General features: G+C 64.3%; 13 protein-coding genes and 2 pseudogenes. 8 read left to right on the top strand and 7 right to left on the bottom strand.

What is annotated here, in order from left to right:
• Positions 1–95: 95 nt before the first annotated feature.
• Entirely contained in the window at positions 96–830 is a 735-nt protein-coding gene (locus ABZ195_RS27805; RefSeq protein ID WP_355223110.1) for an SDR family oxidoreductase, read from the bottom strand.
• A 10-nt stretch (positions 831–840) separates the two neighbouring features.
• Positions 841–1,692 carry an enoyl-CoA hydratase-related protein gene (locus ABZ195_RS27810; RefSeq protein WP_355223111.1) on the bottom strand — a complete coding sequence of 284 codons (852 nt, stop codon included), beginning with the start codon at positions 1,690–1,692 and terminating at the stop codon, positions 841–843.
• Positions 1,693–1,877: 185 nt separating this feature from the next.
• Between ABZ195_RS27810 and ABZ195_RS27815 the strand changes: the two genes are divergently transcribed.
• The gene (locus ABZ195_RS27815) at positions 1,878–2,543 is read left to right on the top strand and encodes a TetR/AcrR family transcriptional regulator (protein WP_355223112.1); all 666 of its coding nucleotides are present in this window, start codon (positions 1,878–1,880) and stop codon (positions 2,541–2,543) included.
• Positions 2,521–3,667: pseudogene (locus ABZ195_RS27820) on the top strand (adenylate cyclase regulatory domain-containing protein). The gene ABZ195_RS27815 and the pseudogene ABZ195_RS27820 overlap by 23 nt, the downstream one beginning before the upstream one ends.
• Positions 3,668–3,758: 91 nt before the next feature.
• Here the strand turns inward: ABZ195_RS27820 and ABZ195_RS27825 are convergent.
• Positions 3,759–4,904, bottom strand: coding sequence for an acyl-CoA dehydrogenase family protein (locus tag ABZ195_RS27825; RefSeq protein WP_355223113.1), 1,146 nt, complete (start codon positions 4,902–4,904; stop codon positions 3,759–3,761).
• A gap of 164 nt (positions 4,905–5,068) precedes the next feature.
• Here ABZ195_RS27825 and ABZ195_RS27830 point away from each other — a divergent pair, with 164 nt between their 5' ends.
• The gene (locus tag ABZ195_RS27830; RefSeq protein WP_355223114.1) at positions 5,069–5,758 is read left to right on the top strand and encodes a TetR/AcrR family transcriptional regulator; all 690 of its coding nucleotides are present in this window, start codon (positions 5,069–5,071) and stop codon (positions 5,756–5,758) included.
• Between the two features lie 23 nt (positions 5,759–5,781).
• Here the strand turns inward: ABZ195_RS27830 and ABZ195_RS27835 are convergent, their stop codons facing one another.
• Together ABZ195_RS27835 and ABZ195_RS27840 are read right to left on the bottom strand one after the other, a co-directional pair.
• The gene (locus ABZ195_RS27835; protein WP_355223115.1) at positions 5,782–6,648 is read right to left on the bottom strand and encodes an SDR family oxidoreductase; all 867 of its coding nucleotides are present in this window, start codon (positions 6,646–6,648) and stop codon (positions 5,782–5,784) included.
• Entirely contained in the window at positions 6,585–8,042 is a 1,458-nt protein-coding gene (locus ABZ195_RS27840) for a cytochrome P450 (RefSeq protein ID WP_355223116.1), read from the bottom strand. The genes ABZ195_RS27835 and ABZ195_RS27840 overlap by 64 nt, the downstream gene beginning before the upstream one ends.
• Positions 8,043–8,388: 346 nt before the next feature.
• Here ABZ195_RS27840 and ABZ195_RS27845 point away from each other — a divergent pair.
• Positions 8,389–8,559: pseudogene (locus ABZ195_RS27845) on the top strand (IS30 family transposase); the annotation flags it as partial.
• Positions 8,560–8,611: 52 nt separating this feature from the next.
• Here ABZ195_RS27845 and ABZ195_RS27850 read toward each other — a convergent pair.
• Positions 8,612–9,877, bottom strand: coding sequence for a helix-turn-helix domain-containing protein (locus tag ABZ195_RS27850; RefSeq protein WP_355223117.1), 1,266 nt, complete (start codon positions 9,875–9,877; stop codon positions 8,612–8,614).
• Between the two features lie 844 nt (positions 9,878–10,721).
• On the opposite strand from ABZ195_RS27850, the gene ABZ195_RS27855 reads away from it, so the two are divergent.
• Genes ABZ195_RS27855 through ABZ195_RS27870 form a run of 4 tightly spaced genes read left to right on the top strand, consistent with a single transcriptional unit; the run spans position 10,722 to position 14,924 of the window.
• Positions 10,722–11,489, top strand: coding sequence for an enoyl-CoA hydratase-related protein (locus ABZ195_RS27855; protein ID WP_355223118.1), 768 nt, complete (start codon positions 10,722–10,724; stop codon positions 11,487–11,489).
• A 2-nt stretch (positions 11,490–11,491) separates the two neighbouring features.
• Entirely contained in the window at positions 11,492–12,304 is an 813-nt protein-coding gene (locus ABZ195_RS27860) for a TIGR03084 family metal-binding protein (protein WP_355223119.1), read from the top strand.
• Entirely contained in the window at positions 12,301–14,037 is a 1,737-nt protein-coding gene (locus ABZ195_RS27865; RefSeq protein ID WP_355223120.1) for an acyclic terpene utilization AtuA family protein, read from the top strand. Before ABZ195_RS27860 ends, ABZ195_RS27865 begins: the two co-directional genes overlap by 4 nt.
• Before the next feature lie 56 nt (positions 14,038–14,093).
• Positions 14,094–14,924: an SDR family oxidoreductase gene (locus ABZ195_RS27870; RefSeq protein ID WP_355223121.1), complete on the top strand. Its 831-nt coding sequence runs from the start codon at positions 14,094–14,096 to the stop codon at positions 14,922–14,924.
• Positions 14,925–15,075: 151 nt separating this feature from the next.
• Here the strand turns inward: ABZ195_RS27870 and ABZ195_RS27875 are convergent, their stop codons facing one another.
• On the bottom strand, positions 15,076–15,645 hold the full coding sequence (locus ABZ195_RS27875; RefSeq protein ID WP_355223122.1) for a hypothetical protein: 570 nt from the start codon (positions 15,643–15,645) through the stop codon (positions 15,076–15,078).
• Positions 15,646–15,807: the final 162 nt, after the last annotated feature.

Genomic DNA, 15,807 nt, shown 5'->3' on the forward strand with positions numbered 1-15,807 from the left:
CCCCTGTCAACGGTTGTCGTCCGAGAGTGATACTGAGAATGGAGACCTGGACCAACGTCCGACCTCGACCATCGCCGCCAGCTGAGGCGGCTGGTTCAGCCCGCCATCGTCAGGCCGCCGCTGACGCTGATGACCTGACCGGTGATGAACGATGCAGCCTCAGAGGCAAAGAAGACAATCGGCGCAGCCACTTCCTCCGGGCGCGCCAGCCTCCGAAATGGAATCGCCTTGATCAAGGCCTCTTTCAGCCTGTCGGCCTGAGCGTGAAACAACGGGGTGTCGGTGGGACCCGGGCACACGCAGTTGACGTTGATCCCATGCCTGGCCATCTCGCGAGCCAGAGACTTGGTGAGCGCGATGACGCCACCCTTGGCGCCGGCATAGATGCTTTCCCCGGAACTGCCCACCCGCCCGGCGTCACTGGCGACGTTGACCACCCAGCCGCCGTTCCCTGCCTCGATCATGCCAGGCAGGAATGCGCTGCACATGTGCACGGGGCCCAGGTAGTTGATGGCCACCACCCGTTCGGCGAATTCCGTGCTAGCGCTGAGGAATCCATCGGTCCGATCCCATCCGGCAGCATTCACCAGAACGTTCGGAACACCAACGTCGGAATGCACCTGCAGGCGAAGCTGATCGACAGTCTCACGGTCCGCGATGTCCACCGCCATCGCGAAAATCGATTCGGGGACGCATTCCGCCGTGCGGTTTGCCGCGTCCAGATCGAGGTCGGCGGCGATCACCTTGTCGCCTTGCTGGGCGAACGCCAGCGCTGCCGCCTTGCCGATTCCCGACCCGGCTCCGGTGACGACGACGATGTTGTCAGTCATGTGCGCGCCCTCATGCCTTGGCGTATTTGGCGAAGTCAGGACTGCGCTTCTCGGCGAAGGCCGTCGCGCCCTCCAACCCTTCGGGTGTATGCGTATACAGATCGAGCGCGGACATGGCCAGGTTGCTCAGGCCGGCCTGGTGATCGGTGTCGGCGTTGAACGATTGCTTGAGGAACCGAATGGCGGTGGGACTCTTTTCGGCAATCTCAGCGGCCACCACCTTGGCTTCGTCCAACAGTTTGCCTGCAGGCACCACCCAGTTCACCAAGCCCCACCGTTCGGCGGTGTCCGCGTCGACTTGGCGGCATAAATACCACATCTCTCGGGCGCGCTTCTCGCCGACGACCCGTGCCAGGAAGGCCGACCCGAATCCGGCGTCGAAGGAACCCACCCGTGGTCCGGCCTGGCCGAACTTGGCGGTGTCGGCGGCGATGGTGAGATCGCAGAGCACGTGCAGCACGTGGCCCCCGCCGATGGCGAGACCGTTGACCGCGGCGATGACGGGTTTCGGTATGTCACGAATGAGCTTGTGCAGGTTGCCAATCTCGAACATGCCGCTTTCGGTTGGCCCGTAGTCACCGGTCTCGGCGCGCTGCTTGACGTCGCCGCCGGTGCAAAAGGCCTTCTCACCCGCGCCGGTGAGGATGATGGCTTGCACGGAATGGTCCGCCCAGGCGCCGCGGAAGGCATTGATCAATTCCTCGACGGTCTTGCCACGGAATGCGTTGTATCGGTGGGGACGGTCGATGGTCACGATCGCCACGTGTCCTTCGACCTCGTAACTGATGTCCTCGTACTGCTCGGTCACTGTCTCTCCCTCTTCCAGCCATCTCGCCAGTGAGTCTTTCGCGCCGTGAATCATTATTCACATGTACTGAACGTAGGGGTGATCGACGTCCGCCGTCAACACGGTGCCAGTGCGCCCGGAACCCCGGTCTTCGTGTACGGGAACGCTTGCACGCCCTACTCGGCCAGTGGGGAGATGTTAACGTTCGACAGTGACCAGCTGGGTTCCGAGCAGCCCCGTCGAAGGCGGAGGGGGTAACGGTGAGTAGACCGGCCGTGGCCGGACGGACTCGGGTCGGCGGCGAGCGCCGCGAGCGAATTCTCGCCTCCGCAGCAGAATTGATTGCCGAGCGTGGTTACCATGCCGTCTCGATGGCCGACATCGGGGTTGCATCAGGTGTGGTCGGGCCGGCCATCTACCGTCACTTCGACAGCAAGGGCGGCTTGCTGGCGGCCTTGTTCGAACGAGTCGTGGACAGCCTCTTGGAGCGCGCAAAGATGCTGGTAGAGCAGTCGAGCGATGAGGCGGAAGCATTGGCCGGGCTGGTAGCCGACCAAGTCGCTTTGGTGATGGACCAGCGAGAGTTGGCCATCGTGTACTACCGGGAGGTGCACAATCTTCCCGATCAGCAGCAGAGCAGATTACGCCGAAAACAACGGCTCTATCTTGAAGAGTGGGTTCATCTCGTTGGCGAGTTGCGTCCAGAGATCGACGAGATTGAGCTTCGCGCGATGGTCCACGGCGCAATTGGCGCCATCCAGTCGATCCTTCACTATCGTGGCACCGGCCTTGCTCCTGAGCTAACCTCGGTGCTGCTTGCGTCAATGGGTCACGCCGTGCTGGGCGTACCCGCATCGACCTTCGAATCGGGCGCCCCGGCCTTTGCGCCGTCGGCTCCCGACAATGACTCGTCACGCAGCAGCTAGGCCCATTCCCGGCGTGCCAACGATCGACGAATTCGCGGAACTGGGCCTTCTCGACGGTCTCGAAGGCGCCAGCCGAGACGAACGGGCTGACCTCATCGTTTGGCTCCTCGCCCAAGGCTTCACGGTCGAGCAAATCCGGTCGTCGGTGTCGACACCGCTACTGCTTCCTACGAACCGCGTCCTTGGTGACGAAGGGCGCTATGTCTCGCTCCGCGATCTGAATGCAGCGACCGGGATGGACGTGGAACTGCTCACCAGGCTGATAGATGCTGCTGGTTTGCCCAGACCAGGAGACCTCGACGCGGCGGTGGTGCTGCAGGCCGACGCAGACGCGATCGCGCGCGCACGGGTCTTCATCGGGATGGGCGTCGCCCCAAGACGAGACCGTCGCCGTCCTGCGGGCCCTCACGGAGGGGCTCGGGCAAGCTACCGAGATGATGCGCGACTCCGCGCTGAACATGTTGCTCGTTCCAGGTGAGAACGAGATCGAACTTGCCGAGGCGTCGCATGCGTTCGCACGAAGAGCGAGGCCAGACTTGTTGGCCATGGTCGGTGACCTATTCCTCATGAGGCTTCGGAATTCATTGGAGTCCGAGGCCATCACCGCCGCAGAGCGCGCTGCGGGACAGCTACCCGGTGCGCGGCACGTTACCGTCGCATTCGCCGACGTCGTGGGTTTCACCGAGTTGGGCGAGCAAATTTCGCCCTACGACCTAGAGAGGCTCGCGCGTCGCCTCGCGGACGCTGCGCGCACGGTTGCGTGCACGCCGGTGAGGTTCGTGAAATCCGTGGGGGACGCCGTCATGCTGGTCTCCCCCGAACCAACGCCGCTCTTGATCGCGGTGCTGAACCTCGCCGAGACCGCGCTGGCAAACGACCTGCCCCCCTTGAGGATCGGCGTTGCGTCCGGATCGGCAGTGACGCGCGCGGGAGACTGGTTCGGCAGCCCCGTCAACCTCGCCAGCCGGGTGACCGCGGTCGCGCGACCCGGCACCGCGTTGGTGGCGGAATCCACTCGGGCGATCGTCGAGGACACCGCAGACGTCCAGTGGTCGGCTGCCGGATCACACCGCCTGAAGGGCGTGAGCAACAAAGTGAATCTGTTTCGGGCTAGGCGCCAGTAATCCTGAGCGGGAACGGCGCAGGCACCAGCGTCTCGCCGCCGTCCGAACGTCCTGAGGTTCGTGGGTGGACCAACCTCATTTGGTGTTCTGCTCAGAGCGAGCGGGCAATGATGTCCTTCATGATCTCGTTCGTCCCGCCGTAGATCTTCTGAACGCGTGCATCCGCCCACATCCTGGCAATCGGATATTCGTTCATGTAGCCATACCCGCCGTGTAGTTGCAAGCAGTCGTCGAGGGCCACCATGGCGCGCTCGGTAGTCCACCACTTCGCCATCGCGACCGTGGGGATGTCGAGTTCGCCACGCAGGTGACGGACGACGCAGTCGTCAATGAATACACGGCCGATGTGGGCGTCGGTGGCGACCTCAGCGAGTTTGAACTTGGTGTTCTGGAAAGCGAACACGGGCTTGCCGAACGCTTGCCGATCCTTTGTGTACTCCACAGTGAACTCGAGCGCAGTCTCCACTTGAGTCACTGCACCCAGCGCAAGAATCAACCGCTCCTGTGGCAGTTGCTGCATCAACTGAATGAAGCCTTGCCCCTCTTCAGTGCCGAGGAGGTTCGCAACGGGGATGTGTACGTCTTCGAAGTGCAGCTCAGAGGTATCCTGACCGCGCTGACCAACCTTGTCCAACACCCGCCCCCGCCGAAACCCTGACCGATCGCCTTCGACCAACACCAACGAGATTCCGTTAGCTCCGGCGGTGGGGTCGGTCTTGGCCACGACGATGATCAGGTCGGCCTGAGCGCCGTTGGTGATGAAGGTCTTGGACCCGTTCACGATGTACTCGTCGCCGACACGCACCGCCTTGGTCGTGACCGACTGCAGGTCGGAACCCGTGCCGGGCTCCGTCATTGCGATGGCGCCCACCATCTCGCCACTCGCCAACCGAGGAAGGAAGCGTTCCTTCTGCTCGTCGGTGCCGTACTCGAGCAGATAGTGGGCCACGATGCCGCTGTGCAGTGGGGCACCCCATGCCGTGTCGCCGACGCGGGCTTGTTCCTCGATCAGGACCGCCTCGTGAGCGAACGTGCCACCACCACCGCCATACTCCTCCGGGATCGACATGCACAGCAGTCCCAACTCACCCGCGCGAGTCCATAGATCCCGATCGACGTGGTGCTGCTCGATGAAGCGGTCGACGTGCGGCGCGATCTCCTTCTCGCAGAACGCGCGTGCCATGTCTCTCAGGGCATCGAGATCGTCGTCCATCCAGCTAGAGCGTTTGGCGGCCATTCGAATGTCCTCACTGTGTCTGCTTGCGCCCCGAACCCGGTTTGGGTCTCGCGTTCACGCCATGGGTACATGGTGTACCACGATTCGGATACTGGGTACAACTCGTACCCAGAACGCCCTGGCGCGCTGGGCGCTACGGTGAGCCCGTGGAGGGAAGGCAATGGGTGGACACCACCGCGGCACGCCGCGCGACCAGTAGGGTGCCGGGTCGCGATATTCGTCGCGGCAAGATCATCGAAGCGGCGCTCGCCGCAATCGAAGAAAGCGGCCCCCACGCCCTCACGGGCCAAATCGCCGGCAAGGCAGGTTTGGGCCGCACGCACTTCTACCGTCACTTCGCGAGCAAGGAAGAACTCGATCTCGCCGTCGCGCGCTACGTTCACCGCGAGCTCACCGCCAAGATTCGCGTCAGTCTGGACGTCACGGGATCACCGCTGGACGTGATTCGCGCACCCGTGAGTCAGCACGTCATGTGGGCCGACGAACATCCCAACCTGTACCGGTTTCTGGTCAACCGGCATTATCGGCGCAGCAACGAGAACACGACGCCTGGCATCAGCGCGTTCGCGTCCGAACTAGCAAAAGCGGGAGCGCGTTACTTTCCTCGCTATGGCGACGACGCCGACGCCGCCGACCGCAACGTCGCTGCCATCGTGGGCCTCATCGACGCATCAGTGCTGTGGTGGCTAGACCATCGAGAGACCACCCGCGACGATCTGGTCGTTCGGTTGACCCGGCAGACGTGGTTGATCATCGACGACAGGTTGCGGGAACTGGGAACCGCACTCGATCCTCAAGTCCCGCTCAGTGGACCCACCTTGACACCAGGCGCTACGCGAGGCGCACCATGTTGAACGACGGCACCGTCGACACGGTGTCAACGTTGTCTGCGTTGGCGCCGCTCACCGACGCCGCGCAACAACGCGACAGCCTTTAACCCAAGTGACGGAGTGACGTCAGTAGCGCGGACGACGACGCCGCGCCACCGCGGCACGACCCGGAATACCTGGCGACTGTTGAGCAAATCGAGCCCTGCGCGCGCTACATCCGCGGCGTCCATCGGACTGGGCCCGGCGAACAGCAGCGATGCGCCTGGGTCGGCAACTCGATCGTTGACCATCTTCGTGCTCACTACGTCAGGGCACAGCGCACGGGCGCGGATTGGCAATCCCGCATGGTCGAGGTCACCCTGCAACGACGTCGTAAACGACAGCACGGCCGCCTTGGTGGCTGCGTACATGGCGAGTCCCGGGACGGGCGCTAAGGCCGAAAGTGATGCGATGTTGAGGATCGCACCCCCGTCGAGGCCCATGGCCTCGATCGCGGCGTGCGAGCCTGCGACGACGCCACGGATGTTGATGTCGAGGATCGATGCAAGCTCGTCGTCCGAGTGACGCCAGCTCTCCCCCGCTACCAGGATCCCCGCATTGTTCACCCACACCGCCAAACGACCCGCGGCGGAGGCCTGCGCCGCGACGTCACGATGGACCGACGGGTCCCGTACGTCCTGTTGCACACTCCACGCGCCTCGGCCGACCTCAGTGGCAGCACGCGCTGCCGCAGCGCCGTCGACATCGGTGAGCAGCACCCTATGACCTTCGGCGGCCAGTTGCTTCGCGATCTCCAAGCCGATTCCCCTTGCCGCCCCGGTGACGACGGCGATCGTAGGCACTGGCATGGCTATCGGCGCCGCAAGGTAATGGGCAGTCCGTCGACCGGGATGGGCAGGGAGGTGTTGTCCCATCGGACGTGGTAGTCATCGTCGAGACTCCAGCTGAATTCTCGCAACATTTCGTGCAGAATCGCCTTTACCTCGAGGGTGCCAAAGTTCATTCCGATGCACTTGTGCGCGCCCCCTCCGAACGGCAGCCACGCGAAGCGGTGAGCCTGGTCCTCCCGGCGGGGCGCCTCGAAGCGCGTCGGATCGAACCGGTCCGGCTCAGCCCACACCGTCGGAGCGAAGTGGTTGACCGCCGGCGTGACTGCGACGAGCATCCCGGAAGGAATGTAGTAACCGTCGATCTCGGTGTCGGCCACGGTCTTACGCATCACCAACGGGACGGGTGCCACCAGTCTGAGCGACTCCTTGATGACCATGTCCATCGTCGTAAGTCCCTCGAGGTCCTCGATGCCCGGAAGCTCGTCGCCGAGACGATCGGATTCGGCACGGACTCGATCCTGCCATTCGGGGTTCTTCGCCAGGAAGTACGCCACCGCCGCGGTGGTGATGGTGGACGTATCGTGCGCGGCCATCATCAGGAAGATCATGTGGTTGATGATGTCCGCGTCGGTGAAGCGTTCACCGTCTTCGGCCCGCGCCTCGCACAACGCGGCGAACAGATCATCACTCTGCCCCGACCGCGCAGCCGGCAAGTGCCGAGCGAAGTATTCTTCCAACACGCGCCGGCCGCGTACCCCTGCGCGATACCGCGTACCCGGCAGCGGCGCCCGCACGATCGCACTGGCGGCACGCACGGTCGCGATGAACGCCCGGTTGACCGACTCGCTGTCCTGCTTGCCGCGGCCGCCCATGAACACATCCGTCGCGACGTCGAGCGTCAGGTCCTTCAGCAAGGGGTACAAGCGGACGCCCGACCCAGTCGGCCACTTCGGCACGCTGGCACGAACCGAGGGGCCGACCTGCTTGACATAACCGGTCAAGCGCGGGCGCGTGAACGCCTCCTGCATGATCCGCCGATGCATCAGATGTTCGTCGAAGCTCATCAGCATCAGCCCACGGTGAAAGAACGCATCGATGAGAAAGCCCCAACCATCCTGGGAGAACGCCTTGGCCTTGGTGGTGAGTGCTTCTTGAGTCGCCTGTGGACCCGCGATGACGACCATCTTCGTGCCGAAGGCCCCCATCCACGAGACCGAGCCGAACCTCTCGTACCGCTCTCTGCTGAGGTCAGACCCGAAGCGAATGTAGTCGAGCGTGTGTCCAAGCAGAGGCCACCCGTTGTCGCCGATGACCGGCTTCAATCCGCTCCCGGTGGGCGGCGTCGCAAGTTCGCGAACCGGCCACCGCCGGCTCAACGTCAAGATGCCCCGCTCGACGCTCTGAGGGACGGGAGCCAACAGCACCGACGACAGCCGCTCACGGACCTTCTTGGCTGGTGCGAACGGTGACGTAACCATGGGGTGCCCCTCTATCGTGTCTTGTTAGCGGTCAGCTCTCCAATGGGAGCTCACCCATCCTTTACAAGAGAATCGTTTTCGTCAACGGTAGTGACGATCATCGCTCGACTGCCAGCGGGTCCCCGTCGTCCGATTGGACCCTCTGCAATGGGCCGGGCACTCAATCGGTGCGGTCGACTCCGCCATCGACATGTGGGACACTGTCGGAACGCGAGCGGGTTGGCACCGGTAAACCCCCACTGACGAAAGTGCAGGACCTGAAAGCACGTAGGCATTCCGTCGCGGCCTCCTAGTTCCAGCAGCGACCGACTCTCCGCACGCCGCCCTGGTCGCCCGCACGCTGGATTTGCCATCGGCACTCCTGCGGTCCACCACCTGGGACCAGGGCACCGAGATGTCCCGCCACCTCATTACCGCCGCCACACGGGGCGCAGCCAATTACTTCTGCGACTCTCATCCACCCTGGCAACGCGGCACGAATGAGACCACCAACGGACTGCTGCGCGACTTCCTTCCTGGCGTCACCCTCATCAACCACGCCCGGGCAAACCTGCCCAACCTCGAACAAGTCAAGTCAAGACCGCAGTATCGAACCATTCGCACATGAGCAGTGCGACCTCGACGTCCAGCCGGTCCTCGGCGACGGACTTCCCGCGGCGCGCGACCGCCCGGTTCACGCGGTATTTGACGGTGTTTCCGTGTACCCGTAGTTGGCCGGCCGCGGCCTTGAAACTGCCGCCGGCGCCCAGGAACACGCTCAGTGTTTCTCGTAACCGCTTGTCCGGTGCGGTGTTGGATGCTAGCGGGCCCAACACGTCGTGAACCCAGTCCCTGAGGGTTGCCACGTCGGCTACCAGCATCGAGGCGAGCGCCAGCCCGGGATCGTGGGCCGCGAACAGTCGGCGTACGTTGCCCTCGGCTGCCATGGCTACGATGCGGGCCTGTTCTGCCTGACGGTAGGTGCGGCGAAAGCCGTCGAGCCCGCAAAGTGGGCCACCGACCGCGATTCTCGGGCCGTCCGACTGCGCATGAACGAAGTCCCGCAACCGAGATACGGAGTCCGACCCGTCGGGGACGGTCATCCATGCGCAGGCGACGAGGCGATCGATGGAATGGTAGATCAACTGCTCGGCTCCGATGGTGACGGCCGCTTGCCGTGCGAAGCGCTCCATGGCGACGCGCTGATCGGAATCGGCGCTTGCATCCTGATCGAGCCACACCAGTAGCGCCACGTGCGTCGCACCCAATGGGTACCTCATGGATTGCGACATCGTCGTCGTGTCCACGTCTCGCCCGTCGAGGATGTCTCGAATGGCCTGTTCACGCTGACTGCGCCGGTTCTCGTCCCACTGCGCACGTTCGATCTGGTAGGTCTGCAGCACCTGCTCGGACATCCAGTCGATGTAGCGGAATGACACCCGGGTGATGTGCTCGAACAGCACCAACTTTTGCTCTGGGGGGAGGTCCGCGCTGCGCAGCCCGCCGATGATGAGCGTGAGTCCATACTGGTGTCCCAGCCGGTAGGCGCGGAGCAGCGCGTTGACGGGAACCTCCCGCTGCGCCATCCGCCGCGCATGTTCGAGCGCAGCAGTCGGCGCTTCGACGTGGTCGATCGGGATCGCATACCGGATGACGGAAAACCAGGTGTCCACGTTTGCCGCAACGGTGTCGCTGAGCAAATCTCTGAGTTGCTGATCGGCCGTCAGCTCGGTGACCTGCTCAAGCAGAAGACCGTGGATGACCTCCGGCAACTCCTTGACCAGATCACCGAGATCGCCGAGCACGTTGGTCACCGCGTGCAGCACAGCTTCATCACTTGATGACGAATCGAGCACACGACAACGGTACTCGGTGCCTTGTCTTCGCGAGACAAAGAATGTCGGGAATTTCGGCGATCTAGGACGTACCGATCCGGCCGCCAGACTTTTAAACTTGGCGCGGGACATCAAGGTCGAGCAACGGGCTTGACGGTCAGAACCGTTCATGCGCCAACGCCGAAAACCCAACAGTGACCGTTGTAGAACGGAGTGAGACGCATGGGTTGTCTTCTAGTGCTAACTCTGTTGCTAGTTTTAGCGACGGGCGCAGCGCTTCCCCTGCAGGCCTGGGTTATCCGCCTCGTCGCTCCCCTAGACGGATTTCTCGACCGACTCGGTCACGATCCCTGCGCGTTGGCAGAAGCGAGCGAATGCCCGCCCCTCTGACGCCCCGTCGCCGTCTGCACGTGGGCTACTAGACCGATCGGCGGCCGGGGACCGAGTCAACCTCAGCCGGTATAGCACGCCCAGCCGGAACGTTGGGAGCGCGAGACTCGTCGGCGGATACATCTCGCGGCCCATACCACGGCGTCGGCAATCGGCCGACAACCGACCTCACGACGGCGAATTGCGAGCGTTCCGCGACCCATGACTACTAGGGCGACGTGGCGGCAAATCAGCCGCGTCATCTCGGTGGACGGCCATCAGCGGGCGCGCAATCCCATCGTTTGCCACGCGCAACGGATATTCCCATCCCTCAGTACGAAGACGGTCGTAACGAAGAAGGGAACGACGTCCGTAAATCGTCCACGACGCGTGCCGGGTCGCAAACCATCTGGCCATCGCAGCACCGGGACGGGTAACGTACTGATAGTGAACGCTCCCTAACATTGGGGGTCCGGGTCATCTTGGACGGAGGCTGATGAGCGAAGAGGCGATCAGGTACGAGGTCGTGGACGGAGTGGCCTGGCTGACGATCAACCGGCCCGAGGCACGAAACGCACTCAACGCGGCGGTCCGGCACGGGCTTTTCGACGCGGTCCACCGTTTCAACGCCGACGACTCGGCCAAGGTCTTGGTGTTGACGGGGGCGGGTGACAAGGCCTTCTGCGCAGGCGGGGATCTGAAGGAGATGTCGGAGACGTCGCTCACGGTCCCGCCGCCGGACTTCGCCCCGCAGTTCGGACGCAACATCGACGTCGTCAAGCCCATCATCGCGGCAGTCAACGGCGTTGCCTTCGCAGGCGGCTTCCTGCTCGCCCAACAGTGCGACCTCGTCGTCGCGGCGGAGCACGCCACCTTTGCCGTCAGCGAGGTCAAGGTGGGGCGTGGTGCGCCGTGGGCGGCGCCTCTGTCGTGGTTGCTGCCGCCGCGGCTTGCGCTGCAGATCCTGATGACCGGCGACCCGATCTCTGCCGAGCGCGCCCGGGAGGTGGGCATGGTGAACGAGGTCGTACCCGCAGCGGAGCTTCGGGCACGAACCCAGGCGATTGCCGTGCGAATCGCCTCCAACGCACCGCTGTCCGTGCTCGCGGCGAAGAAGACGGTTTACCTTTCGGCGCAGCACCACCTTGCCGAGGCGTACGACCTCGCCGACCAGATATGGGAGCCGGTCTACCACAGCGCCGACGCGCAGGAGGGTCCCACCGCCTTTCGCGAGAAGCGCACACCGGTCTGGACGGGACGTTAGCCGTGGCCGTGCCAATGAAGTCCGTCATCGCCGACATCGAAGCGGAGACCGCGGACCTGAGGGCACTCATCGCCGACCTGCCCGACGGCCCAACCGGGTGGGATGCCCCCACCCCGGCCACGGGCTGGGCGGTCCGGGATCAAATCAGCCATCTCGCGTTCTTCGACGACGTGGCGGTGCGGTCAGCCACCGACCCCGACGGCTTTACGGCTGAGGTGCTGCCCATGCTTGCCGACGGCCGGGTCTCTCCGGACACCATCGCCGAGCGATACCGGCCGATGCCGGCCTTGGAGTTGCTGTCCTGGTTCGACGGTGCTCGCGACGCACTCGTCGCTGCCTTCGCCGAAATGGACCCCTCGGTGCGTGTGCCGTGGTTCGGCCTCCCCATGAGCGCGGCTTCCTCGCTGACGGCGCGCATCATGGAGACTTGGGCGCATGGCCAGGACGTCGCCGACGCCCTCGGAGCGACCCGCACACCATCGGACAGGTTGCGCCACGTCGCACACATAGGCGTGGGGGCGCGGGCCTTCAGCTACATGGCCAACGGTCTGGAGGTGCCGACGCAACCCGTTCGCGTCGAACTCACCGCACCGGGGGGCACACTCTGGACGTGGGGCCCAGACGGGGTGCCCGACAGGGTTTCCGGTGCCGCGTACGACTTCTGCCTACTCGTCACCCAGCGACGGCATCGCGACGACACCGCACTGGAAGCCACTGGTCCGATCGCCGACGAGTGGCTCTCCATTGCGCAGGCCTTCGCAGGCCCCCCCGGCGGGGGGCGTTCCGCAGGACAGTTCAGCGGAGGTGCGGCGTGAGGGACCCGGTACGAATCGGAAACTGCTCCGGTTTCTACGGCGATCGGATCGCCGCGGCGCGTGAGATGGTCGAGGGCGGCGTGGGAACCGAGGGCATCGACGTGCTCTGCGGTGACTACCTTGCCGAGTTGACGATGCTCATTCTGGCGAAGGCTCAGTCGAAGGATCCGGCGAGCGGTTTTGCGCGCACGTTCTTGACCCAGATGGAACAGGTGTTGGGCACCTGCTCCGACCGCGGTATCAAGATCGTGGCCAACGCCGGTGGGCTGAACCCGGCCGGGCTTGCCCTCGAGCTTCGCGAGCTCGCAGAACGGCTCGGCATTGCGGTTCGCGTCGCCCACGTCGAGGGTGACGACCTGCGCGGCAACCTCACCGCGATCACTCCTGCGGTCGGTGAGGTAACGCCGGTCTCGGCCAACGCCTACCTCGGTGGTTGGGGAATCGCCGAAGCGCTGGGCGCCGGCGCCGACGTCGTCGTCACCGGACGCGTGACGGACGCGTCACTCGTCGTAGGGCCGGCCGCCTGGTGGCACGGATGGGGCCACACCGACTGGGACCGACTGGCTGGTGCTGTCGTGGCTGGCCACGTCATCGAATGCGGCCCACAGGCGACGGGTGGCAACTATGCCTTCCTCGACGAGATCACCGACCGCCGCTACCCGGGCTTCCCGATCGCGGAAGTCGCGGCCGACGGCTCATCGGTGATCACCAAACATGTCGATACCGGCGGGCTGGTGTCGATCGGCACGGTCACCGCCCAGCTGCTCTACGAGATCGGCGAGCCCGCCTATCTTGGACCGGACGTGGTCACGCACTTCGATACCGTCACTCTGACCCAGCAGGCCGAGCACCGAGTGGCGATCACCGGTACCGTCGGCAGCCCACCGCCGGAAACGCTGAAGGTGGCGCTCAACGATGTCGGGGGCTACCGGAACACCATGACGATGGTGCTCACTGGCCTTGATCTGGAGGCAAAGTCCGAGTTTGCGCAGAAGCAGCTGTTCGACGTCCTCGGCGGCAGGGACTCCTTCGCCGAGGTCGACGTCAAGTTGCTGCGATTCGACACCATGGACGCCCCCACCAACGACCAAGCCTGCGCGCACCTGCGGATCACGGTCAAGGACCCCGACCCGCGCAAGGTCGGCCGGGCGTTCTCGAGCGGAATCATGGAGATCGCACTGGCCGGATACGCCGGCTTCCACACCACCACACCACCCACGTCGGAGTCAGCGTTCGGCGTGTACCGGCCGGCGGCCGTCCCACGGTCGAGCGTGACGCAGGTCGTGGTGCTGCCGGATGGTAAGCGCCTACGGATTGCCGACCCGCCGACCGGTCCCGTGCCGACCCCGGAGGTCGACCATCACGCGGCCGCCGCATCGCCAGCCGGGCCGACGTGCCGCGCACCCCTGGGTTCAGTGCTCGGCGCGCGCTCGGGCGATAAGGGCGGCAACGCCAACATCGGTCTCTGGGCCCGCGACGACGCCGGATACGCCTGGGCCCGCGAGTATCTGAGCGTCGATCGGCTACGCGTGCTGCTCGGCCCAGAAGCCGCGCAGCTACGCATCGAGCGGTTCGAATTGCCCAACCTACGAGCGCTCAACATCGTCGTTCATGGCCTGTTGGGCCAAGGCGTAGCGTCCTCGACTCGTCTGGATGCCCAGGCGAAGGGTCTGGGAGAGTACGTGCGCTCCCGGATCGCCGACATCCCGCAGTCCCTGGTCAGCGCAAGCTGAACAGCCCCAAACGTGTGCGGCCCCGGGCCGCACCTAGATCGAAGGACGGAACGAAGATGGGCAAGCTGGACGGCAAGGTCGCTCTGGTGTCGGGTTCCGGTCGAGGGATCGGGCGCGCCATCGCCGAGAAACTCGCCAAAGACGGCGCCAAGGTCGTGGTGAACGACCTCGACGCGGACCCGGCGAAGGAGACCGTGGCGGCAATCGAAACCTTCGGAGGCGCTGCGGTCGCGTGTGCCGGAAGCGTGACCGAGGAGGGCTTCGCCGAGCGTTTCGTCGGCACCGCGGTCGACGCGTTTGGCGGTCTCGACATCATCATCAACAACGCCGGCTACACCTGGGACTCAGTCATCCAGAAGATGAGCGACGACCAGTGGGATGCAATCCTCGACGTGCACCTCAAGGCGCCGTTCCGGATACTGCGCGCGGCGCAACCGATCATCAGCGCCGCAACGAAGAAGGAGAAGGCTGCGGGCATCGTCGTACCGTGTCGGAAGGTCGTCAACATCTCGTCGATCGCGGGCACAGGTGGTAACGCGGGCCAGGCCAACTATTCCTCCGGCAAGGCCGGGGTCATCGGCCTGACGAAGGCGCTGTCCAAGGAGTGGGGCCGCTACAACGTTACCGTCAACGCGGTCGCCTTCGGCTTGATCCGGACCCGGTTGACCGAGGTCCCCGCCGGCGGTGACGGCAAGATCGACATTCAGGGCAGACAGCTGGCGGTCGGGGTCAACCCAGAGCTCCTGCAGTCGATGGAGCACGGCATCCCCCTGGGAAGGGCGGGTACCCCGGCCGACGCTGCCGGGGCGGTCTATCTCCTGTGCATTCCCGAGTCGGACTACGTCAGTGGACAGGTCGTGGTCTGTGGCGGCGGGTTCAGCGCCTGAGCTCGGCACCAACGGCCGGGCCGATGCCCGGGGACGGGACCAGCCTGACCCTTGGTCTGTGGCACCACGTCTTCCGATCGGTGAAGTCGCACGACAACTTTCGGCACGGACCACCACCTATGGCGGCATCGATCGTTGGTCCGCGGCTCCCTCAGCTGAACCGAAAGCCCTTGTAGCCGGCGTCCTTGCACTCCGAGAGTGCGGTGCGATAGGCGCACAGCCCTCCAAGGTAGAAGTAAACCGTGTTCTCCTTGCCTGGAATGTTGGCGCCGAAGATCCACGACTGTGCCTTTGGAAAAAGCGTGGCGTTGGCAATCTCTCGGCACGTGGCGGTCCAGTCGTGCTCGGCGTCGATGAACGGCTCCACGACGGAGAGACCGGTCTGTTCCATGTGGTCGATCAAATCGGTGGACCACTGCACCTGTGTCTCGATCGACGGTGGCAGGTTGGTGAAGGGACCGTTGGGCCCGAGCACCATGAACATGTTCGGAAAGTTAGCGACCGCCATCCCGAGATAACTGGACGGGCCGTTCTTCCAGCTGTCCGCCATCGAGACGCCGTTTCGGCCTCGTAGGTCGAAACGCTTGTAGTTGCCGTCGACGGCATCGAATCCGGTGGCGAAGATCAGGACGTCGATCTCGTGTTCCACTCCGTCAGAGGTCCGTACGCCGGCGGGTGTGATCGCGGCGATTGGGTTCTCCTCGAGGTCTACGAGTTCCACGTTGTCACGGTTGAAGGTTGCGTAATACCCGCTATCGCACAGCGGACGCTTGGCGTAGAGATCCCGCGGTCAAGTCCATGGACGTGGTGTACGACGTCGTCGTGTGATTCTTCGAGTTGATCGTTCAGGCGGGCAGTGCCGCGGGGGTTTCCTCCTGTTCTG

Source organism: Mycobacterium sp. NPDC006124 (assembly GCF_040614235.1).
Lineage (GTDB): Bacteria > Actinomycetota > Actinomycetes > Mycobacteriales > Mycobacteriaceae > Mycobacterium.

What these genes read in the sequence shown, in the direction of transcription:
- ABZ195_RS27805 (WP_355223110.1), bottom strand. Translation starts at nt 830, where the DNA reads ATGACTGACAACATCGTCGTCGTCACCGGAGCCGGGTCGGGAATCGGC.
- ABZ195_RS27810 (WP_355223111.1), bottom strand. Translation starts at nt 1,692, where the DNA reads ATGATTCACGGCGCGAAAGACTCACTGGCGAGATGGCTGGAAGAGGGA.
- ABZ195_RS27825 (WP_355223113.1), bottom strand. Translation starts at nt 4,904, where the DNA reads ATGGCCGCCAAACGCTCTAGCTGGATGGACGACGATCTCGATGCCCTG.
- ABZ195_RS27835 (WP_355223115.1), bottom strand. Translation starts at nt 6,648, where the DNA reads ATGGGACAACACCTCCCTGCCCATCCCGGTCGACGGACTGCCCATTAC.
- ABZ195_RS27840 (WP_355223116.1), bottom strand. Translation starts at nt 8,042, where the DNA reads ATGGTTACGTCACCGTTCGCACCAGCCAAGAAGGTCCGTGAGCGGCTG.
- ABZ195_RS27855 (WP_355223118.1), top strand. Translation starts at nt 10,722, where the DNA reads ATGAGCGAAGAGGCGATCAGGTACGAGGTCGTGGACGGAGTGGCCTGG.
- ABZ195_RS27870 (WP_355223121.1), top strand. Translation starts at nt 14,094, where the DNA reads ATGGGCAAGCTGGACGGCAAGGTCGCTCTGGTGTCGGGTTCCGGTCGA.